The organism is Acinetobacter sp. 826659, from assembly GCF_000588515.1.
In the GTDB taxonomy this organism is placed as follows: Bacteria; Pseudomonadota; Gammaproteobacteria; order Pseudomonadales; family Moraxellaceae; genus Acinetobacter; species Acinetobacter pittii.
In genome coordinates, this window is record NZ_JFYD01000004.1 from 250,119 (window position 1) to 273,286 (window position 23,168).

22 protein-coding genes are annotated in these 23,168 nt (G+C 39.3%); 11 read left to right on the forward strand and 11 right to left on the reverse strand.

All coding sequences use genetic code 11. The annotated features are described in order from the left end of the window. Positions 1-19: 19 nt before the first annotated feature. Both J663_RS10270 and truA read left to right on the forward strand, forming a co-directional pair. Complete coding sequence (locus J663_RS10270) at positions 20-985, forward strand: asparaginase (RefSeq protein ID WP_017385692.1); 966 nt, start codon at positions 20-22, stop codon at positions 983-985. 20 nt (positions 986-1,005) lie between these two features. Continuing rightward, entirely contained in the window at positions 1,006-1,803 is a 798-nt protein-coding gene (truA, locus tag J663_RS10275; RefSeq protein WP_033849518.1) for a tRNA pseudouridine(38-40) synthase TruA, read from the forward strand. Positions 1,804-2,080: 277 nt separating this feature from the next. Here truA and J663_RS10280 read toward each other — a convergent pair whose 3' ends face one another. Next, the gene (locus J663_RS10280; protein ID WP_005066032.1) at positions 2,081-3,091 is read right to left on the reverse strand and encodes an AraC family transcriptional regulator; all 1,011 of its coding nucleotides are present in this window, start codon (positions 3,089-3,091) and stop codon (positions 2,081-2,083) included. Between the two features lie 263 nt (positions 3,092-3,354). Between J663_RS10280 and infA the strand changes: the two genes are divergently transcribed. After that, positions 3,355-3,576: a translation initiation factor IF-1 gene (gene infA, locus J663_RS10285; protein ID WP_001284370.1), complete on the forward strand. Its 222-nt coding sequence runs from the start codon at positions 3,355-3,357 to the stop codon at positions 3,574-3,576. 51 nt (positions 3,577-3,627) lie between these two features. On the opposite strand, the gene J663_RS10290 is transcribed toward infA, so the two are convergent. Continuing rightward, complete coding sequence (locus J663_RS10290) at positions 3,628-3,999, reverse strand: lysozyme inhibitor LprI family protein (protein ID WP_033849521.1); 372 nt, start codon at positions 3,997-3,999, stop codon at positions 3,628-3,630. Positions 4,000-4,174: 175 nt separating this feature from the next. Between J663_RS10290 and J663_RS10295 the strand changes: the two genes are divergently transcribed. Then, positions 4,175-4,582 (forward strand): hypothetical protein, encoded by a 408-nt coding sequence (locus tag J663_RS10295; protein WP_002115010.1) that lies wholly within the window; start codon positions 4,175-4,177, stop codon positions 4,580-4,582. A gap of 53 nt (positions 4,583-4,635) precedes the next feature. Here the strand turns inward: J663_RS10295 and leuB are convergent, their stop codons facing one another. The 4 genes from leuB to leuC all read right to left on the reverse strand — a co-directional run bounded on the left by leuB (position 4,636) and on the right by leuC (position 8,535). Next, positions 4,636-5,715: a 3-isopropylmalate dehydrogenase gene (gene leuB / locus J663_RS10300; RefSeq protein ID WP_002114882.1), complete on the reverse strand. Its 1,080-nt coding sequence runs from the start codon at positions 5,713-5,715 to the stop codon at positions 4,636-4,638. A gap of 38 nt (positions 5,716-5,753) precedes the next feature. Beyond that, positions 5,754-6,338, reverse strand: coding sequence for a hypothetical protein (locus tag J663_RS10305; RefSeq protein WP_005066026.1), 585 nt, complete (start codon positions 6,336-6,338; stop codon positions 5,754-5,756). A 112-nt stretch (positions 6,339-6,450) separates the two neighbouring features. Continuing rightward, positions 6,451-7,098, reverse strand: a complete 648-nt coding sequence (gene leuD / locus J663_RS10310; protein ID WP_002114814.1) for a 3-isopropylmalate dehydratase small subunit — start codon at positions 7,096-7,098, stop codon at positions 6,451-6,453. An 18-nt stretch (positions 7,099-7,116) separates the two neighbouring features. Continuing rightward, the gene (leuC, locus tag J663_RS10315) at positions 7,117-8,535 is read right to left on the reverse strand and encodes a 3-isopropylmalate dehydratase large subunit (RefSeq protein WP_002115007.1); all 1,419 of its coding nucleotides are present in this window, start codon (positions 8,533-8,535) and stop codon (positions 7,117-7,119) included. Positions 8,536-8,772: 237 nt separating this feature from the next. On the opposite strand from leuC, the gene J663_RS10320 reads away from it, so the two are divergent. Both J663_RS10320 and J663_RS10325 read left to right on the forward strand, forming a co-directional pair. Then, complete coding sequence (locus J663_RS10320) at positions 8,773-9,027, forward strand: DUF2061 domain-containing protein (protein WP_017482004.1); 255 nt, start codon at positions 8,773-8,775, stop codon at positions 9,025-9,027. Positions 9,028-9,142: 115 nt separating this feature from the next. Then, positions 9,143-10,006, forward strand: coding sequence for a LysR family transcriptional regulator (locus J663_RS10325; RefSeq protein ID WP_005066023.1), 864 nt, complete (start codon positions 9,143-9,145; stop codon positions 10,004-10,006). A 34-nt stretch (positions 10,007-10,040) separates the two neighbouring features. Here J663_RS10325 and J663_RS10330 read toward each other — a convergent pair whose 3' ends face one another. The 3 genes from J663_RS10330 to J663_RS10340 all read right to left on the reverse strand — a co-directional run bounded on the left by J663_RS10330 (position 10,041) and on the right by J663_RS10340 (position 13,121). Beyond that, complete coding sequence (locus J663_RS10330; RefSeq protein WP_002115100.1) at positions 10,041-10,787, reverse strand: sporulation protein; 747 nt, start codon at positions 10,785-10,787, stop codon at positions 10,041-10,043. 54 nt (positions 10,788-10,841) lie between these two features. Continuing rightward, positions 10,842-12,281 (reverse strand): DUF2252 domain-containing protein, encoded by a 1,440-nt coding sequence (locus J663_RS10335; RefSeq protein ID WP_033849523.1) that lies wholly within the window; start codon positions 12,279-12,281, stop codon positions 10,842-10,844. Between the two features lie 189 nt (positions 12,282-12,470). After that, positions 12,471-13,121 (reverse strand): HAD family hydrolase, encoded by a 651-nt coding sequence (locus J663_RS10340; protein ID WP_033849525.1) that lies wholly within the window; start codon positions 13,119-13,121, stop codon positions 12,471-12,473. A 182-nt stretch (positions 13,122-13,303) separates the two neighbouring features. Between J663_RS10340 and J663_RS10345 the strand changes: the two genes are divergently transcribed. The 3 genes from J663_RS10345 to katG all read left to right on the forward strand — a co-directional run bounded on the left by J663_RS10345 (position 13,304) and on the right by katG (position 18,850). After that, entirely contained in the window at positions 13,304-13,789 is a 486-nt protein-coding gene (locus tag J663_RS10345) for an RNA pyrophosphohydrolase (protein ID WP_000567255.1), read from the forward strand. An 85-nt stretch (positions 13,790-13,874) separates the two neighbouring features. Further along, a complete protein-coding gene (ptsP, locus tag J663_RS10350) occupies positions 13,875-16,169 on the forward strand; it encodes a phosphoenolpyruvate--protein phosphotransferase (RefSeq protein ID WP_005066019.1) in 2,295 nt (764 codons plus the stop codon). 524 nt (positions 16,170-16,693) lie between these two features. Continuing rightward, entirely contained in the window at positions 16,694-18,850 is a 2,157-nt protein-coding gene (gene katG, locus J663_RS10355) for a catalase/peroxidase HPI (RefSeq protein WP_033849526.1), read from the forward strand. Between the two features lie 64 nt (positions 18,851-18,914). Here the strand turns inward: katG and J663_RS10360 are convergent, their stop codons facing one another. Then, on the reverse strand, positions 18,915-19,967 hold the full coding sequence (locus J663_RS10360) for an MBL fold metallo-hydrolase (protein ID WP_033849527.1): 1,053 nt from the start codon (positions 19,965-19,967) through the stop codon (positions 18,915-18,917). Positions 19,968-20,620: 653 nt separating this feature from the next. On the opposite strand from J663_RS10360, the gene hcaR reads away from it, so the two are divergent. Beyond that, a complete protein-coding gene (gene hcaR / locus J663_RS10365) occupies positions 20,621-21,526 on the forward strand; it encodes a DNA-binding transcriptional regulator HcaR (RefSeq protein WP_002115024.1) in 906 nt (301 codons plus the stop codon). Between the two features lie 266 nt (positions 21,527-21,792). Then, entirely contained in the window at positions 21,793-22,470 is a 678-nt protein-coding gene (locus J663_RS10370) for a DUF1345 domain-containing protein (RefSeq protein WP_033849528.1), read from the forward strand. Between the two features lie 58 nt (positions 22,471-22,528). Here J663_RS10370 and J663_RS10375 read toward each other — a convergent pair whose 3' ends face one another. Further along, on the reverse strand, positions 22,529-23,134 hold the full coding sequence (locus J663_RS10375; RefSeq protein ID WP_033849530.1) for a glutathione S-transferase family protein: 606 nt from the start codon (positions 23,132-23,134) through the stop codon (positions 22,529-22,531). Between the last annotated feature and the right edge of the window lie 34 nt (positions 23,135-23,168).

Below are 23,168 nucleotides of genomic sequence, written 5' to 3' on the forward strand. Positions count from 1 at the left end.
TTTTTATGCCTGCAAAAATATGAAAAAAATAGCCTTATTTTATATGGGTGGTACTTTTGGTTGCATTGGTGAACCTCTAGCTCCTATGCCTTATGAGCAATTCTTGCCTCAACTTGAAAAAGTGATTCCCCCACACTTAACAGTTGACTGCTTTGCTGCACCCAATATTGTTGATAGCAGTGCATGCACGGCACCTGATTGGTTACGCCTGATTCAACGTATACAACAACTACAACTTGAAGGTTATCAGCATTTCGTTGTTATTCATGGTACAGACACGCTCAGTTACGCGGCTGCAACCCTAGCCCGCTTTTTAGGCCAAAGCTGTCATATTGTGATTACCGGTAGTCAATATCCGCTACTCAATATTCAAGGCGATAATACCCGTGAATTTACTGATGCAATTGAGAACTTATATCTTGCACTAGAACAAGTGATTGCTTTACCTGTGGGTGCTTATCTCGCATTCCACCATCAAGTATTCCACGCGCAGACTGCATTAAAAACGCATACGACTGAACTCGATGCATTCTCAGGGTTAAGTAGTGAAGCTGAGTTTACGCCTCAGCAAAATGAATTGATCGTACAAGATGCCCAAATTGAACGAGCTGCTTCCTTCCAGATTTTAAACTGGATGATGCAACCCATTGCAACACAGCACTTAGTACAACAATTACGCCACTTACTTTCAGCCCCACCACACTTTTTAGTGTTACAAGGTTTTGGTACTGGCAATATTGCAGTAAACCAAGAATTACTTGCAACATTAGATGAGCTTTACACACGTGGCTGTGTTCCAATTCTTACCACTCAGGTAACATTCGGTGGTATTGATCAACGTTATGCGATTAGTGCATGGGCCAAAACTGCAAAAATTGTCATCAGTGATGCACATAGCCATGCAGATCTCTATGCAAAAGCACTTCAAATCTATTTAAAATACCCAACCCCAGAACAATGGCTCAGCCATTGGAATGAAAATTAGCATTAAATAGAGGTGAAGCTATGCAACGTTATGCAGTCGGTATTGAATTTAGCGGAGTTCAATACCGAGGTTGGCAAACACAACAGCCAGGCGTTGCCAGCGTTCAGGAAACGATCGAGCGTGTACTGAGTAAAATTGCAGATGAACCCATTACACTTCACGGTGCGGGCCGTACTGATGCGGGAGTACATGCAACGAATATGGTGGCACACTTCGACACGAACGCTATTCGTCCAGAAACGGGGTGGTTAAGAGGGGCAAATAGTCAACTACCTAAAGATATTTCTATTCAGTGGATTAAACTGATGGATGAAAGTTTTCATGCCCGCTTTAAAGCGACTGCCCGACGTTACCGCTATATCATCTATAACGCACCGCATCGCCCAGCACTATTACATAAGCAAGTTACGCACATTTACCAAAAGCTAGACGTGCAAAAGATGATTAAAGCTGCTAGTAAGTTCGAAGGAACGCATAACTTTGAAACTTTCCGTGCAGCAGCATGCCAATCAAGCCAGCCTGTTCGACATGTAAAACATTGCCGTTTATTTGAACATGGACGCTATTTAGTTTTAGATATTCAAGCAGATGGTTTTTTACACCATATGGTGCGTAATATTGTCGGTTGCTTACTCGAAATTGGTCAAGGTATGTATGAAATTGATCATATCGATGCAATGTTTGCGGCACAGGATCGTAAGGCAGCTGGGGTAACTGCCCCACCCGATGGCCTTTATTTTATTCAGTGTAATTATCCTGAGCAGTTTGATTTACCGCAGCCACCACTTGGGCCACATTGGCTAAACTTACCAGATTAAAATATTTAAAACTCAGTATCAAAATTAAGCATTAAATAAGATACGCGACAAAGTCATACGCAACCTGAACAAGGTTAAAGTGTACTTTAACTGCAGTGCAAGACAAACGAAGTGCGTAGTTCAATACATTTTTCATCTTGTGACACGGTAAGAATGATTATTCTTTACCATGTCACAAGCTTTGCGCTCTTCATCCCGAAAGAAAAGTAACTCTAGCTGAAAGCCAATCCAATTATTAAAGCCTCAATGGCACGACTCCGTCATGACATAGAATAAATTAACGGTGTTGTTTACGCTTACGGTATTCCACAGGTGTTTCATTCGTCCAACGCTTAAATGCACGATAGAACGTACTTGGTTCAGAGAAACCTGTTAAATACACAATACGTTCAACACTCTCATTGGTATTTGCCAAAAGTTTTTTAGCTAAACGACAACGATAGTCAGAAAGTATTTGCTGGAAGCTGGTATTTGCCTCACTGAGCTGAGTGCGTAAACGACGCGGCGTAATATTCAACTGAGCAGCAACCGTCTCTAAAGTTGTTTCTCCACTTTCAAGTGTCGAACCAATCGCACGACGAACCTCACCCACTAAATCATAACGGGCCAATTCCTGCAATTTCTCAATTGCGAGCTGCTCATGCAATTGCAATAACTCAGGCTCTGCTTGCCAAAGCTGGAAATCTAAAATAGCTGGGTCAAAATATAAACGTGTCTCTTTCTGACCTAAGCTAACTGGGCAGCCAAATACACGGAAATATTCATCCTCAGAAGCTCCTTCGCTAAAATTAAAATCGATGAAGATAGGATGAAATTGTCCTTCAGTAATGAACTTAAAAAATCTAAGCACGCCCGAAATTGCACATTCAGAAAAATGACGATTGACGAGATTGTCAGCACCAATCTGTTCACCATTGGTTAAATAACAACGTCCTTCTTCAACTACTAGTTTTGCATCAAATGCATCACTAATCAGTCGTTGATAAGCTAAGGCTCGTTTTAAGCCTTCACCAAAGGTTTCACTACTAATAAATAGATGTTCAATCACCTGCCCTCGATACAAAGGCAAATGCTCACCTAAATGCAGACCGATGTCTGGATCTTTACTGACTTCCTGAGCGGCAGTCCAAAAGGCGTACTGTGCACTTAACGGTGTACGTGCATTGGTATCGACCTGATTTAAAGCAACTCCCGCTTTGGTTAATATTTCTTCTGTTGGCAAACCCGCACGACGAATCGCTTGGTAGCCAAAGCGTAATACAACTGATGCATCTGTTAGCTGACCCACGCAGTGCCCTTCCATGTAGATACTTCATTGATATTTAGGGCTGTTGACCTTTATGCAATTAACAGTCCCTAATAACTATGATTTTAGATTAGCGTTGATTGACCAAACTGACAACAGAATTACACTTCTTTTGTGAAAAAAATTACATCTTTTTTTATTAGTCATACTTTAACCAGATGCTTTAGCAGAAGTGTGTCTATCTTGTTTTTTTTAAAAAAATTGACTATAATTTGCGCCTTTCCAATTTGATCATCAGGTAGGCTATGGCCAATAAAGAGGAACTCATTGAGTTCGAAGGCGTTGTCACCGAAACGCTTCCTAATACGATGTTCCGTGTACGTCTTGAAAACGGTCACGAAGTTATTGCACACATTTCTGGTAAAATGCGTAAACACTATATTCGTATTCTTACTGGCGACAGTGTAAAAGTCGAAATGACTCCATATGACTTAACTAAAGGTCGTATTACGTACCGTGCTCGCTAATTAGTGAATGCAAAAAAGCCACTTTATGATGTGGCTTTTTTATTGCGTTATTTATTCACTTAAGCGACTGGTTTTACATCCCACCGTTTGGCATTCACGCAATCTTTCTTGCAGCCAATGGTTTCTTTCTTGCGTTGTCTGTAAACGACATTGCACGTCTACACTATTCCTATTTGAATCTGTACACTCGGCATCACGTTGACGTATCCATGCAAGCTGAGACTTCTTAAGAATATTTTTCTGCGCGGTGTTTAACTTTACTCGCAGTGCTTGATAATTCTTATTCAGATCAGCATCAGCACTCGCATAAATTTTATTTGTACAGTAAACATCATCGTAAGTATTGCGGGCACTATCACAGTTATCTGCATAGACTGAAGTCACGCCAAAGCTGCATAAAAAAGCAAAAAATATTTTTCTCATACTATTCGTCCTTAAGTTTTCTATAAAATTATTATTAAAGTAGTTCGGATGTAATTGATAAATCGAAAGACAAATTTACCTTCCATTTATCATAATCCTCCTTTTTCACTTTACAAGCTTGTAAATACAACCTATTGTTCTTTAATAATAAATATAATTTTATATAGTGAGAAAAATGAACATATATACCCGCTGCCAAATTGGCTTATTATCTTTCATCATTATTTGTCTTAACGGTTGTGCTAGCCACCCACGTCAATCCGTAGATTTACAGGAATATTTAAAAGGCTTTTTAGGTAAATCCTCTGCGACCATTCAACAAGATATCAATCTACCTAGTCTTGGTTTTCAAGTCGCCAATACACCGCAAAAAACATCCAATCAGCTCATCTATACGATTTTGCGTCCTTTAAGCATTCCAATTCCGATGGTGAGTAATGTTGATATGAGAGGAAGCTCTATTCCTGTCCAATCAGGAAATCTGAGCGGTAATTCTTATGATATTAATTTCAATTGCAAAGTGATTTTCCAGCTTAAAAATGACATTGCCGAGTCAATTCAATATGAGGGTAAAGCCTGCTAAGACATCAGCACAAAAAAACGCAGCTCAATGCTGCGTTTTTTTATAATAAGCTTTTAAGCAAGAGCAGCTACAACAGCCTCACCCATTTCAGCCGTACCTACTTTTGTCATACCTTCAGACATAATATCTGCTGTCCGCAAACCTTGATCAAGCACTTGACCTACTGCATCTTCAATTGCTTTTGCAGCAGCTTCTTCACGGAATGTGTAGCGAAGCATCATTGCAACTGAAAGAATAGTTGCTAATGGGTTTGCCACATTTTGACCCGCGATATCAGGTGCAGAACCATGGCAAGGCTCATACATACCTTTGCCATTTTCATCTAACGAAGCCGATGGCAACATGCCGATTGAACCTGTAAGCATTGCTGCTTCATCAGATAAAATGTCACCAAACAAGTTACCAGTTACGATCACGTCGAACTGCTTCGGCGCACGTACAAGTTGCATAGCAGCGTTATCAACATACATATGTGAAAGCTGAATATTTGAATAATTTGCTTGCTGTAAATCAGTGACTGTTTGTTTCCAAAGCTCTGTAACTTCCAAAACGTTAGCTTTATCTACAGAACAAACCTTTCCACCACGTAAGCCTGCAAGTTCAAAAGCTACTTTTGCAATACGCTTAATTTCGCTTTCAGAGTAAACGTCGGTGTTATAACCTTGTTTTTCACCGTTTTCGAGTTCACGGATACCACGTGGCTGACCGAAATAGATACCGCCAGTCAATTCACGAACAATTAAAATATCTAAGCCAGCAACAATTTCAGGCTTTAAGCTCGAAGCATCTGCTAATTGCGGATATAAAATCGCTGGGCGCAAGTTAGCAAACAAGTTAAGTTCACTACGAATTTTTAAAAGACCACGTTCAGGGCGAATAGAACGCTCAATGGTGTCCCATTTTGGTCCGCCTACCGCACCTAATAAAATTGCATCAGCTTTTTTTGCTTGTTCACTTGTTACTGCTGGGTACGGTTCACCATGCGCATCAATTGCCGCGCCGCCTAATAAGCCATGTTCCCAAGTTAACGATAAATTAAATTTTTCATTTACTGTATTTAATACTTTTTCTGCCGCCCCAACAATTTCAGGACCAATACCATCACCAGCTAAAATTAAAATCTGTTTAGACATGAACTTTTTCCATTTTCCAAAGACAAGCAGTGCTACAACTACCGCGGTGTTAGTTTTTTCTGCTCAAGGAATTCACCTAGTCCTGTTGTAACATCAAATGGTCGACAAAAACGGCGAATGACATGCCCATCTTGTTCTAAATCGACACATAATGGATCTGGTACAGAAACATTCAGCAAACTACCCGAACGGTTAGATTTGTCTCGGTACATTTTAAATGTATAGCGATGGTTAGCATTAAACTGGTGAATCACATGAAATGTTTCTGCACGATCCGGAGAGATCGGATAGAAACGAATCACCACTTCATATTGTTTAGCAGGCACTGATAAATATAAGCTGTTAGTTTGGCTAAGCACTGAACCTTGTAATCTCACAATCCCTTGATGAATTGCCTGATTACTAATTCTTCGTGTTTGCGCATCCACTACAGTAATATCATTTAGTCGTTCAAATTCACAACTCTTCGCGCCCGAACAATATATTGCTGCATTCTGCCCCAAATTTTCTTGTTCAGCCTGCTTAATGCGGACAGTATCCACTACATTGTAAGTGCTTTGACAAGCACTGAGTGTTATTGCGCACAGGCTCAACAAAAAGCTATGAGTAACGTTCCTCTTCATTGTTCAAGCCCAATCCTCATCTAGTGCATAATTCTAAGGTGTTTTTATGCTTTAGCATGTTAGCAAGAGTTTGAACGCTACGCCATGGCTATGTTTAAAATGTACCGAAAGGTTAATTCAACTCTTGGAATACCCAAGGACGAACTTGTTTAGTTTTTTCTTCATAAGCGCGAATTGCGTCCGCATTTTGAAGAGTTAAACCAATATCATCCAATCCATTTAACAAGCAGTGCTTACGAAATGGATCAACTTCAAATTTAAACGCTTCACCTGTTGGCGTACGTACTTCTTGAGCCGCTAAATCAATTGTTAATTGATATCCCTCATTAGCAGCACATTCTTTAAATAACTGCTCAACTGTTTCTTCTGGCAAAATGACAGGTAACATGCCATTTTTAAAACAGTTATTAAAGAAAATATCAGCAAAGCTTGGTGCAATAACGGTACGGAATCCATATTCATTTAATGCCCAAGGCGCATGCTCACGACTTGAACCACAACCAAAGTTAGTACGAGCAATCAAAACAGTTGCTCCTTGATAACGAGGCTGGTTTAAAACAAAGTCCGGATTTTTTGGACGTACTGAATTGTCTTGTCCCGGATAGCCTTCGTCTAAATAACGAAGCTCATCAAATAAATTGTCGCCAAAACCAGTGCGCTTAATCGACTTTAAAAACTGTTTTGGAATAATTAAATCTGTATCAACATTGGCACGATCTAATGGTGCAACGATACCTTGTTCAACTGTATAAGCTTTCATGGTTTGCTCCAGACCGAATTAAAATGAACGAACATCAACAAAGTGACCTGCGATTGCAGCCGCTGCCGCCATTGCCGGGCTCACCAAGTGAGTGCGACCGCCATTGCCTTGACGACCTTCAAAGTTACGATTAGAGGTTGATGCACAATGTTCACCCGGTTGCAACTTATCAGCATTCATTGCTAAACACATTGAACAACCCGGTTCGCGCCATTCAAAACCAGCTTCCAAGAAGATTTTATCTAAGCCTTCTTTTTCTGCCTGTTGTTTAACTAAACCAGACCCCGGAACAATCATAGCTTGCTTAATGGTAGATGCCACTTTACGGCCCTTAACCACCTCAGCCGCAGCACGAATATCTTCAATACGAGAGTTCGTACAAGAACCAATAAAGACACGATCAAGCTGAATATCAGCTAATGCCTGACCTGCATTTAAACCCATATATTGATAAGCACGTGTCCAGTCATTACGTTGTACGTCATCTTTCGCTTGTTCTAAAGTTGGCACAGCTTCAGTAACTGGAATAACCATTTCTGGTGAAGTTCCCCAAGATACTTGTGGTTCAATTTCTGCGCCATTTAACTCAACTACAGCATCAAACACAGCATCTTCATCTGAATGCAATGTGTTCCAGTAAGCAACTGCTTGTTCCCATTGCTCACCTTTTGGTGCATAGCTACGACCTTTCACGTATTCAATAGTTTTGTCATCAACTGCAACCATACCGACACGAGCACCTGCTTCAATCGCCATGTTACATACCGTCATACGCCCTTCAATCGACATATCACGGAAAACTTGGCCACCGAATTCGATTGCATAGCCTGTACCACCAGCAGTACCAATTTTACCGATAATGGCCAACACAACATCTTTTGGTGTTACGCCTTTACCCAATACGCCATCTACACGAACTAACATGTTTTTAGACTTTTTCTGGATCAAACATTGTGTTGCTAACACATGTTCAACTTCAGATGTTCCAATACCATGCGCCAAGCAACCAAAAGCACCGTGAGTTGCTGTATGTGAATCGCCACATACGACCGTCATGCCCGGTAAGGTCAAGCCCTGTTCAGGCCCAACTACATGCACAATCCCCTGACGAATATCATTAATACTAAACTCAACAATATTAAAGGCTTTACAGTTGTCATCTAAAGTTTGAACTTGAATACGAGATGTATCATCTTCAATACCAGCGATGCCTTGGTCACGTTCCTTTTTAGATGTTGGAACGTTGTGGTCTGGTGTAGCAACGTTTGCACTTAAACGCCATGGTTGACGATCCGCAAGTTGCAACCCTTCAAATGCTTGTGGACTAGTCACTTCATGCAATAAATGACGGTCAATGTATAGTAAACATGAGCCATCATCACGCTGTGAAACAACGTGGTCATCCCACAATTTGTCATATAAAGTTTTGCCTGCCATGTCGTCTTGCTCCATTGGACTGGGTAATTCTGATCTTTATTCGATTATAGCCAGAGTTTCACATAAATCTAATTTATCATTTTTATAAATTAGAAAACTTTTTGGAATAAATTATAACTTCCATAAGGTGCATCAAATTTAATAAATCGTTTTTGCTAATGATTATCATTTGCATAATCAATTTTTAATCTTATACTCTAATGCCTATACTAAAAATATCTAAAGTGGCTAAAGAGAATGATCATGGCTAATATCCAAAAATTCGTTATAAATAATCAACGTACCTTAAAGAAAACCTTAAGCTATTACATTATGCATATTACTGTAGCAATGCTAGTTGCATACTTTGTAACAGGTAATATCTGGATGGCTTTAACATTAAGTATGCTTGAACCAACCGTACAAGCTTTTGCTTTTTTCTTCCATGAAAAAGTTTGGGCTGCTAAAGATCGCCGCGTATCAGCCTTAGCTGAAAAAGAAACAACAGCTTAGGCTAAGATTAGTGCGGTAATTCGCAACTTTCTCACTCGTTTTGCTGCAAGCATGATACGATTTTGGCTCGGCAACTTTAGCCCCTCGATTTTTCTATTCCAAGTTGAGTTGTATTATGAATCTTGCAGCCTTTGAAGCTTTTGTAAAAGTTATGGAAACAGGGTCTATCTCTGTGGCAGCAGATCAGTTATTTATTACTCAACCTGCTGTTACCAAAAGAATTCATAGCTTAGAAGAATATTTTGGCGTAAAACTATTTGAATCTGCAGGGCGTGGTGTTCAGGCAACTCATGCTGCACATTCATTACTACCTAAAGTTAAAAACTGGTTAAATGAGCTGGGTGATATTCACCATACGCTTAGCCATGAACAAACTCAGGTACAAGGCCGCTTAAAAGTCGGTACAAGTCATCATATTGGTTTGCATCATTTACCTGCACCACTTAAGCATTTTGTTCAACAATTTCCTCAGGTTACTTTAGATGTGCATTTTGTTGATTCAGAGCAAGCCCATGAACAAGTATTGGCTGGTGATTTAGAACTCGCATTTTTAACGCTTCCTCCTTCAGGAGATGAGCGTCTTAACTACATTACAATTTGGAATGATCCTTTAGTTTTTGTTGCTGCCCCTTTTCATCCGTTGGCGCAAAAAAAGAATCTCACCTTACAAGACTTAATTGAATATCCAAGCTTATTACCCGCTGCACAAACTTATACTGCTCAAATCACTTTAGCTGAGTTTGAAAAACAAGGACTTAAACCAAAAATTACCATGAGCAATAACCCTCTTGAGTCTATTCGCATGTTGGTGTCGATTGGTTTGGGTTGGTCAGTTTTACCAAAAACTCTATTGAATCAGGATATGCAGCAGCTTGACTTAAATGTTGAGATGAATCGTCAATTAGGTATGGTTTGGCATCCTGCACGTACTCAATCTAGAGCCATGCAGGAGTTAATTAAAATGATGCAGGATGCATAAAAGGCTCTTATTTAAGCATCTACTCTAATTTAATTTATCCAAGCTTTAAGAGGCTTCGAATTTGTTGCACCATTTGGTTTTCATCAAGCATATGATGTGGAATCGTCATCGTTAATAGCTGATCTGATCGAAAATGGCGGTCTACTTCAAGCATAACGTGAGTTTGATTAGGTTCCGCAACAAAAGATACCTCAACTTCATTAAATCCGCTAAACATATGTGAAGAGACAAATTCAAGCTCTTGGTAACAACCAATGGTTGATCTAAAATTTCGCGCAGTCAGCTGCCCTTTTTCTACATCTACTGTCGATAAAACAAAGCCACATCGCTGCATAGCCTGTAGAAACATTTGCATGGCTGGAGTTGGCAGAACCTTTAGATAATCACGATCAGTTGCATCTAGTCCCCAATCAACATCCATATGGGTTTGAATCCAAACACGTGCACCATTTCTTCGACAAGCAACCTCAGTAATTGGTGTCTCAAATGGTAGTTGAATACTAAAAGGGAAAGAATGTGCTTGATGTGCCGGCAAGAGGAATCGAGAGTTCACTAACCACTCTTGTAAAACTAAAGGTTGGTTAAACTCATGATCACCAGATTCGACTTCTGCCATCGTCACCAATTGCAAATAAAGACCATTAATCTCTTTATCAGATGATCCACCTTTAAAGCTAATTTCCCCATGCAATGTACTACCAGCTTGCAAGCTTGGGTTCTGCAAAACAGTTTCTACCGTCACCCCTTGAAGACCCAAACCAGACATAATTTTACTAAACATTTTTTCTCTAACCTTTCGAATTATTTCATGTCATCTGTAGCAGCATACTTATTATTAAAGTGCATCATCTCCAGCGAGCTGAATCTTACCATCTGCAACTTCATTCATAAATTGCTGATAGTCATTTAGATTACGTTCTGCATATTCTTCTGCATACGTTTGTAATACTTCTACTATCGTATTACCTTCGCCAAGATATCCCATAAGTACATCTGCATTTCCAGATTTAGCGTGGGCATGAGCCAGGGCTAAACCGCAACTTTCAGCATACTCATAGAAATACTCATCATCCATGTCACTAAGATCAACCGAAATTTTCATATCACGTAACTGGCGTACATGAAAATGCTGATTTGATATTGAAGAGAACCCAAGAAATATATCACTTGCGGCCTGCATGAGCTGCTGACCATGCACTACACGCTCACCTTCGTGATTTACCTTGTCTACAAATAGCGGGCTGAGAATTGATGGATTCGCTTCTTTCATTTGTAAAATTAACGGTTCCCGATCTGCATCTTGAAATAATGCAATCGCTGATCGTGTACCAACACTTCCAACACCCACTACTTTCAAAGCTACATCTGTACGTTGATAACGATCAAAAAGCACTTGGCGATCATATTTCAAAGAATCACGGTATTTTTGAAAAAATACATCCACATCTTTACCAAATGGCTCATCTAGATCTGGATGCCACAATAACGGCGCATCATCCATAAAATGACGAAACCCTGTATCTTGATCTTGCTGGGTAAGCTTCGGCAAAACAGAGTACGCAGTTCTTTTCTGTGCTGAATCGAGGTGCTTCTCGCGTTTCTTTCTTAGTTTTCGACACTCAGTATTTTCTAATAATGTACTGGCATCAACTTTTTCATACCAAACTTGGAGTGGTGAAAGTTCCGTAATTTCTAATAAGTGCTGACGATAACTATTCAGCATTATTTTAATTGCTTTTAACCCGACTTTCTCTGCAAGATGAATATCACATGCCGCAATTACAAAACTGGTTGCTAAGCGCTTTACATCCCATTCAAATGGGGCAACTAAAGTTTCGTCAAAATCATTAATTCCAAATAACAGGTTACGTTCGGGACTTGCAAAACCGCCAAAATTACTTAAATGACAATCCCCACAAATCTGTTGAAATAAGCCTGAATTTGCCTGCTCCCACGCTTGGTCAAATAGCATCAAAGAAGGCATGCCACGATAAAATGTAAATGGAGAAACACTCATCCGTTTTGCACGAATCGGCTTGAGCTTTTCTAAACGTCCTTGGTTACTCCAATCATAGACCGTTAAGGCAGTTGTACCTTTTGGTCGTTCAGAAAGCTTTGATAGCTGTTCACGTGGAACTTTTTTACGTTGAGCCTTACCTAATTTGAAACCTTCGCTTTTATTAAGTAATTTCCCCTGATAGCTATGACGTGTTAAATCAATACTTTCATCTTTCCAAAGTTGTTTTGGTAATTTAATTTGTGCTGTTTTTGACATTATTTCCTCATTTTTAAATTAAATTTTTTTATATTCTGAAATCTTTGCCAAGATAGAATTTATTTTATTAATCATAGCAATATCTGTTTTTAGCTAAGATTTATAAGAGATATTAAAAAATGATTTTAAATATAGTTAAGAGTTGGAAGACCTCAGAACTTTTCAAATTGTTCTTCCAACTCCACAATTTTAAATCGACCAGTCCTGAATATCCCACTTATGTTCTTGAGCCAGTTTTTCAAGACGATCATCGGGGTTTACTGCAATTGCATGCGTTGCATATTCAAGTAAAAAACGGTCATTAATTGAATCGGAATACGCCCAAGATTCAGACACGTTACGACCTTCCAACCATGCATCTAGACGTGCAAGTTTGCCTTTTTGATAACACGCTAAACCAGCAACTTTACCTGTATATTTTCCATCAGCCACTTCAGCATTGGTTGCTAAAATTTCAGTAATCCCAAATTCACGGAAAATCGGTGCAGTAATAAAATCACTTGTTGCCGTAATACCCACAATGGTATGGCCTAAATCTTGATGTTTTTTGATTGCGTCAAAACCTTTTGGACGCATTTGTGGACGAATGACTTTTTGCATGAACAATTGGTGGAGCTCAGTTAAGTAGTCATTGTCATGCTGCGTTAAAAATCCAAAAACAAATTCATTATAAGCATATGGGTCAAGTTGGCCTGCTTTGTAATCTTCATAAAATTTATCATTCATCTGACGATGATGAACCGGATCAACCAAACCTTCATTGACTAAAAATTCACCCCAAGAATGGTCTGAATCGGTATTTAACAAGGTATGGTCTAAATCAAACAACGCCAGTTTCATGAAAATTCTCGTTTAAACTGAAATTTAAGAAAAAAAATGTAAATCTATCTCCGCTAGTCGATAGAAATTCGTTAAGATCGTAGCAATTTAAACATTTTACTTTGATCTTTTCGAGCTGGACATAAAAAAGTGTTTGTCCCCGCGATTAAAGTCAACGATATAGACAATATTTAGGTAGCCAAATGATCGATTCAGAAGGTTTCCGACCGAATGTCGGGATCATTTTGGCAAACGATGATGGACAGGTTTTATGGGCAAAGCGCATTGGTCACAATGCTTGGCAATTTCCACAAGGAGGCATCCAGTTTGGAGAAACCCCTGAACAGGCACTTTTTCGAGAACTGAGAGAAGAAATCGGCTTATTGCCCGAACATGTCCAGATTATTGCGCAAACCAAAGGATGGCTGCGTTATCGTTTGCCACATCGGTACATTCGGTCAGACTCTGACCCCGTATGTATCGGACAGAAACAAAAATGGTTTTTACTGAAGTTAACTGCGCCTGCAAAAAATATTCAGTTAAACCTTTCCGACCCGCCCGAATTCGATGAATGGCAGTGGGTTAGCTATTGGTATCCTCTTGGCCAAGTGGTGAACTTCAAGCGTGATGTTTATCGTAAAGCCATGGTGGAGTTGTGTACACAGTTGCCGATGCAACAATTACCCTAAAAATCATTTATCTAGCAAATGATTTTTATTAAAAGTGCTGTTATAAATACATTCATAGTCTAAAAAAATACTGGAGTATACATCCATGTCAAACATGCAACTCGACACTCTACGGCGCATTGTCCAAGAGGTTAATGCGTCCGTCAGTTTGCATGAATCATTAGACATCATGGTTAATCAGGTTGCTGAGGCCATGAAAGTGGATGTTTGCTCTATTTATTTACTCGATGAACGCAATCAGCGTTATGTATTAATGGCCTCTAAAGGCTTAAATCCAGAATCTGTAGGTCATGTTTCTTTGCAACTCGGTGAAGGCTTGGTTGGTCTGGTCGGGCAACGTGAAGAAATCGTTAACCTTGACAATGCGCCAAAACATGAGCGTTTCTTGTATTTACCTGAAACAGGCGAAGAAATTTATAACTCTTTCCTCGGCGTACCGGTCATGTATCGTCGTAAGGTTATGGGTGTTTTGGTTGTCCAAAACAAACTTCCTCAAGATTTTAGTGAAGCTGCCGAGTCTTTTTTAGTTACGCTGTGTGCCCAGCTTTCTGGCGTTATTGCTCATGCTCATGCAGTGGGTAATATTGACGTATTTCGTAAGCCGAGTAATGGACCTGCCTACAAAACCTTTCAAGGCGCTTCAGGTGCAGGCGGTGTTGCTTTAGGTCGCGCTATTATTTTATATCCGCCTGCCGATTTGGGTTCTGTGCCTGATCGTGAAGCAGAAGATATTAGCGATGAACTTCGAATTTTAGATCAAGCCATTTCATCAGTTCGTTCAGAGATTCGTTCTTTAGATGAAAAAATGCATGATTCACTCATGGCCGAAGAGCGCGCTTTATTTAGTGTTTTCTTAAGAATGCTAGATGAAAATGCATTGCCAGCAGAAATTAAAGAACTCATTCGTGACGGACATTGGGCACAAGGTGCAGTACGTCGTGTCATTGAAAAACACACTGCCCTATTTGCACAGATGGAAGATGACTATCTTCGTGAACGAGTTTCCGACCTTAAAGATTTAGGGCGACGTATTTTAGCCTCTTTGCAAGAAGAAGACTCTAGCCATCGTGACCTGAGTCCAGACAGTATTTTAATTGGTGAAGAGATTAGTACTGCGGCACTTGTAGAGTTGCCAGTAGACAATATTGCAGCGATTGTGACATCCGAAGGTGCAGCCAACTCACATATGGTGATTGTTGCTCGTGCATTAGGTATTCCAACTGTAGTTGGTGTAACTGAACTACCAGTGAACACACTTGATGATGCAGAAATGATTGTGGATGCCTATCAGGGCCGTGTTTTTGTAAACCCTCCACGTCGTTTACGTCAACGCTATAAAGAAATTCAGAAAGAAGATGAACAAATCGCAAAAGATCTCAAACAATATGAGACCAAAGAAGCGATTACTCCAGATGGTGTGTCTGTTCAACTTTATGTAAATACGGGCCTCATGATTGATGTTGTCCGCGGAGTACAACGCGGTGCTCAAGGTGTCGGTCTATACCGAAGTGAAATTCCATTCATGTTACGGGAACGCTTCCCGGGTGAAGAAGAACAACGTGCAATTTATCGTCAACAATTAAGCCACTTCGCTAACAAACCTGTGGTGATGCGAACTCTCGATATTGGTGCCGATAAAGACTTACCGTATTTCAGTATTGAAGAAGAAAACTCGGCATTAGGCTGGCGTGGTATTCGTTTCACGCTTGATCATCCCGAGATTTTTTCTTCGCAAATTCGCGCCATGCTCAAAGCCAGTATTGGTTTAAATAATTTGCATATTTTATTGCCAATGGTCACTACAGTCAGTGAAGTAGAAGAAGTACTTTATTTACTTGAGCGTGACTGGATTGCAGTGCAAGAAGAAGAGCAAGTTAAAATTACCAAACCAAAAATTGGGATTATGGTTGAGGTGCCGAGCGTACTACTACAAATTGATGAGTTTGCCGAACTCGTCGATTTCTTCTCGGTCGGTTCAAATGACTTAACCCAGTATTTACTTGCAGTTGACCGTAATAATCCACATGTGGCAAACGTTTACTCACACTTTCACCCATCCATTCTACGTGCGCTAACCCGCTTAGTTAAAGAATGTCATGAATACAAAAAACCTATCAGTATTTGTGGTGAGATGGCAGGTGATCCATTATCAGCAATCCTGCTCATGGCGATGGGCTTCAATACCCTTTCGATGAGTTCGAGTAACATTTTGCGAGTAAGAAAAGCAATTTGTCATGTCCCTATGACAGATGCACAAAAATTGCTGGATGATGTCATGAAAATGAATAATCCACTCATCGTGAAAAGTTGGCTTGAGTACTATTTTAAAACTCACGGTTTAGCTGATATGGTGAAATCGAATCGAATCGTAAATGTTTAATATATAAACAATAAAGGAGAGCAATGCTCTCCTTTATTCATTTGAGATCGCTTCTACTACAACTCAATATAAAAAATTTCATCTCACTATTGCCGCCATCTTAATCTATTAAATAAACATATAATCGGTTTTTTAAATCAATATTGACAGTTTAATCCATTTGAAAAATAAGACTCCTACTCCTAGTATATTTACAGAGCGTTATTAAAAGATCTTACGTTGTTCCAACAATTGAAGAGGTAATTCTATGCATCGTTATTTACAAGTTTCATCTTATTTTTCCTCTTGTTTTTTAACCTTCATGCAGTAAATTGGAGGAATAACAAGTAAAGGAATCTGATGCATTATTAAATAAAAAATAATGGCCAACATCTCAGTGAAAAGACTTTTAAACGGTTTCTCTCACCATTTGTTCTCCCATTTCTTTATTTAGTAAACATGAGTTTTTAAACCAGAAGTCCAGGAAAATGAGCCCTAACATTTTACGAAGAGCTCAATAATTATTACCCAGAGAGAATATAACCATGTCAGACGAATCAAAATGCCCTTTTTCAGGCCATAAATCAAAACCAGAGGTAACGGTCGGTGGTGGCACGCCTAGTTTACACTGGTGGCCAAAACAACTACGTGTCGACCTACTCAACCAACATTCAGAACGCTCTAATCCACTCGGTAAAAAATTTAATTACCGTCAAGAATTTAAAAAACTCGACTATTACACCCTCAAAGCTGATATCAAAAATGTATTAACCGATTCTCAAGATTGGTGGCCAGCCGATTGGGGAAATTATACAGGCTTATTTATTCGATTAGCATGGCATGCTGCCGGTACGTATCGTATGGGTGATGGCCGTGGCGGTGCTGGTCGTGGTCAACAACGTTTTGCACCATTAAATAGTTGGCCTGACAATGCAAGCTTAGATAAAGCGCGCCGCTTATTATGGCCAGTTAAACAAAAATACGGTCAAAAAATATCGTGGGCAGATTTATTTATTCTTGCTGGAAACATCGCACTTGAATCTTCAGGTTTCCGCACCTTCGGTTTTGGTGCAGGTCGTGAAGATGTTTGGGAACCAGACAACGATGTAAACTGGGGCGATGAAAAAGAATGGTTAGCTCATCGCAACTCTGAAGCATTGGAAGGCAGCAATCTAGCTGCAACCGAAATGGGTCTAATTTATGTAAACCCTGAAGGCCCGCAAGCCAGCGGTGATCCAAAATCGGCTTCACCATTTATTCGCGCGACTTTCGGCAATATGGCAATGGATGATGAAGAAATTGTTGCCTTAATCGCAGGCGGTCATACTTTAGGTAAAACTCACGGCGCTGCCTCTGCTGACCATGTTCAGGCTGATCCTGAGGGAGCTTCAATTGAACAAATGGGCTTTGGCTGGTCAAACAGTTTTGGCACTGGTGTTGGTAAAGATGCGATCACTTCAGGTTTAGAAGTGATTTGGTCACAAACACCAACACAATGGAGCAACTACTTCTTTGAAAACCTATTCAAATACGAGTGGGTACAAGAGCGCTCACCTGCTGGTGCAATTCAATGGGTAGCAGCAGATGCTGAGGCAATCATTCCAGATCCATTCGACCCATCAGTTAAACGTAAGCCAACAATGCTTACTACAGATTTGACCTTACGTTTTGATCCTGAGTTTGAAAAGATCTCTCGTCGTTTCCTTAACGACCCACAAGCTTTCGCGAATGCTTTTGCTCGAGCATGGTTTAAATTAACTCACCGTGATATGGGTCCAAAAGCACGTTATTTAGGTCCAGAGGTTCCTGCTGAAGATTTAATTTGGCAAGATCCATTACCAGCTGCGAGCGCTATACCATCTGCTGCAAGCATCGCTGATGCAAAAGCAAAAATCGTTGCACTAGGGCTATCTGCTGGCGAATTGGTTTCGCTTGGTTGGGCTTCCGCGTCAACATTCCGCGGTGGAGATAAACGCGGTGGTGCAAACGGTGCACGTATTGCTTTATCACCACAACGTGGTTGGGAAGTAAATAAAAAAGCCGTTGAGACTTTAACTAAAATTGAAGAACTCAAAGCATCTACTCAATTGTCACTGGCTGACTTAATTGTACTTGCAGGTAACATTGGTGTAGAGCAAGCCGCTCAAGCGGCGGGCTTTAATATTAGTGTTCCATTTGCTCCTGGTCGCGTTGATGCATTACAAAGTCAAACCGATGTCGAATCTTTCCAATTACTTCTCGGCCTTGCAGATGGTTTTAGGAATTGGAAAAAAGAGGGAGTCAGTGCAGCAACTGAGGCATTATTAATTGATAAAGCACAACAATTGACTTTGACTGCACCAGAATTAACTGCATTGATTGGTGGTTTACGTGTACTAGGCACCAACTGGGATGGTTCGCAACATGGTGTATTTACCCAACAGGTTGGTGTACTCAGTACAGACTTCTTTACGAACTTACTCGACATGTCTACTGTATGGGCACCTGTCGATTCAACAAGCGAAGTATTTGAAGGCAAAGACCGCAAAACAGGTGCAGTAAAATTTACCGCAACGCGTAATGATTTAGTCTTCGGTTCAAACTCAATCTTACGTGCGTTGGCCGAAGTCTATGCTCAGGCAGATGGTAAAGAAAAATTTGTTCAAGACTTTGTCGCAGCATGGACTAAAGTGATGAATCTTGATCGTTTTGACTTAGCTTAATTAAAGTCAAAATAATAAAAGCCAGTTCAATTTGAACTGGCTTTTAATATAAAGTAACCGAGTTTTAGACAGTCAATTTATGCCCTTCCCGAATGCAATAAAAGGGATTAGCAAGCTTTGATGAAGCTTTAATTGCTTGAGCTAAAGCATGTTCCGGATCTTCTCGATCTTCATCAGTTAACTGAAAAGTTCGATAATGAATTGCAAGAGAACGATGAGCTTGTAAATCTAAATGAGCATGAACAGCATCTTGAGGATTCATATGAACATAGCTCATTAACTTACGAGGTTCATAAGCACCGATTGGAAGCAAGGCAACACGCGGTGCGCCATAACGTGCATGAATTTGCTTAAAATGGCCTGCATAACCGGTATCACCAGCAAAGAAACAATGGCCAGTTTTAGCTACAACCGAAAAGCCTCCCCAGAGTGCTTTATTTTGATCACGTAGACCACGTCCTGAGCCATGCTGTGCAGGTGTATAGATTATTCTTAATTCGTGATAGGGAATTTCTTGCCACCAATCCATTTCAATCACATGAAAATCTTTAGGTAGATAAAATCCATTTCCAAGGCCTGTATAAATAGGCATAGCGAATTTTTTATGCAGCCACTCAAGTGTAGCTAAATCCATATGATCATAATGATTATGGCTGAGCAAAACTCCATGAATCGTAGGTAATTGTTCTAGTGCAAAACCTGCTGGGCATACACGGCGTGGGCCACGCCCTTGTGAAGGACTTGCATAATCACACCACACTGGGTCGGTAATAAAGTTATAAGGACCAATCTGAACCAATACCGTTGCATGCCCAACGAACCAGACTTGCCAATCATCCAGATCTGCCTGAGGTCGATTTTGCGGCAAAGCTACAGCCGTATTTACACGAGTTTCATATTCATTTTGAATATCCACTTTCCATGTAAAAGACTCACGCGTAACTAACCAACGCAATAACTCTTTTGAGCCACGAGCAGGTGACTTAGGCTGTTGATTATAAAAACGTGTATCCGTTTCATGCCCAGACTCGGGATGACAAAAAGGAGGTTTTATCCATGTATGCGTCCAACAGGACTGAGTCGGCAATTGATATGTTAATGTCGGCTTGTCTTTCATGGGCTTTTCTATGTTTTAGCATCAGCAGAATGGATGTGATCAGGTTTCTATCTTAACGATTAAAACAAATTAAGCTATGGCACTTACACTTATTTATCATATAAATATCCATTTTATCGTGGTCATAGCCAACCTAAGTTAAATTAGAATGCCATAAAAAACACTTAGATGTGTTGAGTTTATGCGTCAGTAATTACCATTCTTACTAAGACTTCTTGTATAACATAACAATTAGAAGATGCCGAAAGCCGCTATAGAACCTGTCTATTTCATCTTTGTCGCCCGTAATTTTTAACTTAAGATTCTTCTTTGCAATAAAAACAATATATTTAGTAACAATTAGATTTGAGTAGATGTTAGCGACCTATAGGTTATAAATTTATTTTATTATTCTAGTTTTTGCATAATATGAGAATTTCTTAAATGAATATTTAAATCCTTTAGAAAATTCTTTGATTAATTATAAATAATGTATTTATTATTTAATTATTAATATATTTTATGAATTATTTGAGCTTATATTCCCATATTAAATCTTTAATGAAAATTAAAATTCCATTTATTTTATAAATACCTAAATCACCTTCACGCTATATCTATTTATGCTTTATACTTCACTTAAATCATAGTAAGACATTTTTTGGATTAGTCTTATGGAACTACGCCATCTCCGATATTTCATTACCGTTGCTGAAGAATTAAATTTTAGTAAAGCCGCTCTTAAACTTTTTACCGCACAGCCCTCTCTTAGCCAACAAATTAAAGATTTAGAAGAAGACGTTGGTGTACGACTTTTAAACCGCACAAAACGCAAAGTTGAGTTAACAGAAGAAGGCGAAGTATTTTTAGAACATGCTCGACTCACCCTCGCTCAGGCTGAAAAAGCGGTCGCTATGGCACGACAAGTTTCTAAGGCTAAACAGCAATTGTTACGTATCGGTTTCGTTCCCATCGCAGAAATGAAAATTTTCCCTTATGTACTTCCTAATCTGCGACTACAACACCCAGACCTCACCATTGAATTATCTAATTTAAACAATACTGAACAGCTTAAAGCCTTAAAAAAAGGAGAGCTGGACATTACGTTTACTCGTGAAAATACAGATAGTGATGAAATACAAAGCCAATTTGTTTTAACTGAACCCCTGATTTTCTTACTTCCTAAAAATCATCCACTTGCTCAATATGATCGAATCCCAGTCCATGCCTTACAAGGTATTGACTTTATTATCCCGGCAGCCGAGCAATCACAAACCTTACATAACACTATTTTAGATTTCGCTAAAACTCATAACATTGAACTGAATATTGTTCAAAGAGCAGACAGTATATTATTCAATATTAACTCTCTTGGTTCTGGATTAGGCTGTACAATTTTACCTGCCTACGTTGCGCCTTTAGGCATCAAAAACACGATAGTTCGTCCACTGGATGTCGACTTACCAACACTTGATTTATTCGTAAATTACCGTAAAAACTCACAGTCTTTAGGCGTTCAAAAATTCATTGACCAGCTCACTAAAGTATTCCATTTAGATAAAAACTTAAACCATGCTTAATTATTACGAATAACTTTATTATTAAGCACATGATTAATAAGATCATCTTTATAAAAAAGTATAAAAAATATTCCTTTTATTTATTTTATACTTTTTATAAACAGTTTAATCCACGGTAATATCCTATTTTACCTAATAGGTAAAATTAAATGTCTCATAAATATAAATGAAAAAAAATTGAAATAAAATCCATATAAAACCATATATTATTTTCACCATTTAATAAAAAATAATATATTTACCGCTCAATAAAGGAGACTAGGAAAATGGTTGGTGTATTTCAACATCTTGGACGTAGTGTACAAAACCGCCCACATTTCTTTGTTGCTTTATTCATAGGTATTATCACAGCCGGTATTTTGACATGGTTAACATCATGGAAGTGGTCAACTATTTTATTAGTCAGCTGGAATGCTTCCGTTAGCATATATTTACTTCATGTTTGGCAACTCATGAAAAGTGCCGACCATTCACAAATGCAACAGCAAGCTAAAAAACAAGATGAAAGCAAATGGGTCATTATGCTAATTGTTTTATTGGCATTAATCATGTGTCTGGTTGCTATTCTAATTCAACTGTCACAACTCCCTTCCGACAGTTCTGCAAAGTTAGGTCATGTGGCTTTAGCTTTACTCACCATTGTGTCTGCATGGCTTTTTATGCATACCGTTTTTGCTCTACATTATGCCCATGATTTTTATATGGCTTTATCTAGAAATGAAGAAAATGGAGGGTTAGATTTCCCTGGCACAAAACAGCCAACTTATCCTGACTTTCTATATTTTAGTTATATTATTGGGACTTCTGCTCAAACTGCGGATGTATCAATTACCACCAAGCATATGCGCCTTTTAAACTTATTTCACGCTGTGTTGTCTTTTGGATTTAATACCACCATTTTAGCGATTTGTATTAACGTTGCTGCTGGCTTTCTTACCAATTAAAACCTTTATTTGAAAACAAAAAAGCCACCCCTTTGGGTGACTTTTAAGAATATTAAGTTTACAACAGTTGCCCCATAGTACTTTGTTTTAAGCCTTCGCGCTGTTTAATCGCATCAACATAACGTTCAATGGCTGGGTGTGATTCAATTGTTTTCATTTTTAATTGCCATAACAGCATTGCTCCAACACTTACATCAGCTGCAGTAAATTGCTCACCACATACATACGGATTCGCTTCACTAAGCCCTTGTACTAAAGCTTGATAAGCATCGTTGTAATCACCATAACCCACAAACATTTTTTGCTCAGGCGACACCTCTATTCCGAGAGCTTTATCAACACCCGCAGCTTCCCATGGGCCTGCCATCAAAAATAACCAGCGATAGTACAAACCGCGTTTAGGATCATCTAATGCAGGAGCTAAACCTTTATCGAAAAATTTATCAGCAAGATAAGCACAGATTGCACCTAGCTCATAAATCACGACATCACCATCTACCAATACTGGCACTTTTCCAAAAGGATTAATTTTTAGATATTCTGGTGTTTTCATTTCGGTCTTGTATTCGACTTCAATATGTTCACACTCAACACCTAATTCGACTAAAAGCCAGTCGACCACAACACCACGTGATTCTTTGTTAGTATAAAGTTTAAGGCTCATTTTTATGGCTCCTTGTTTATCGTGGAACCTAGTC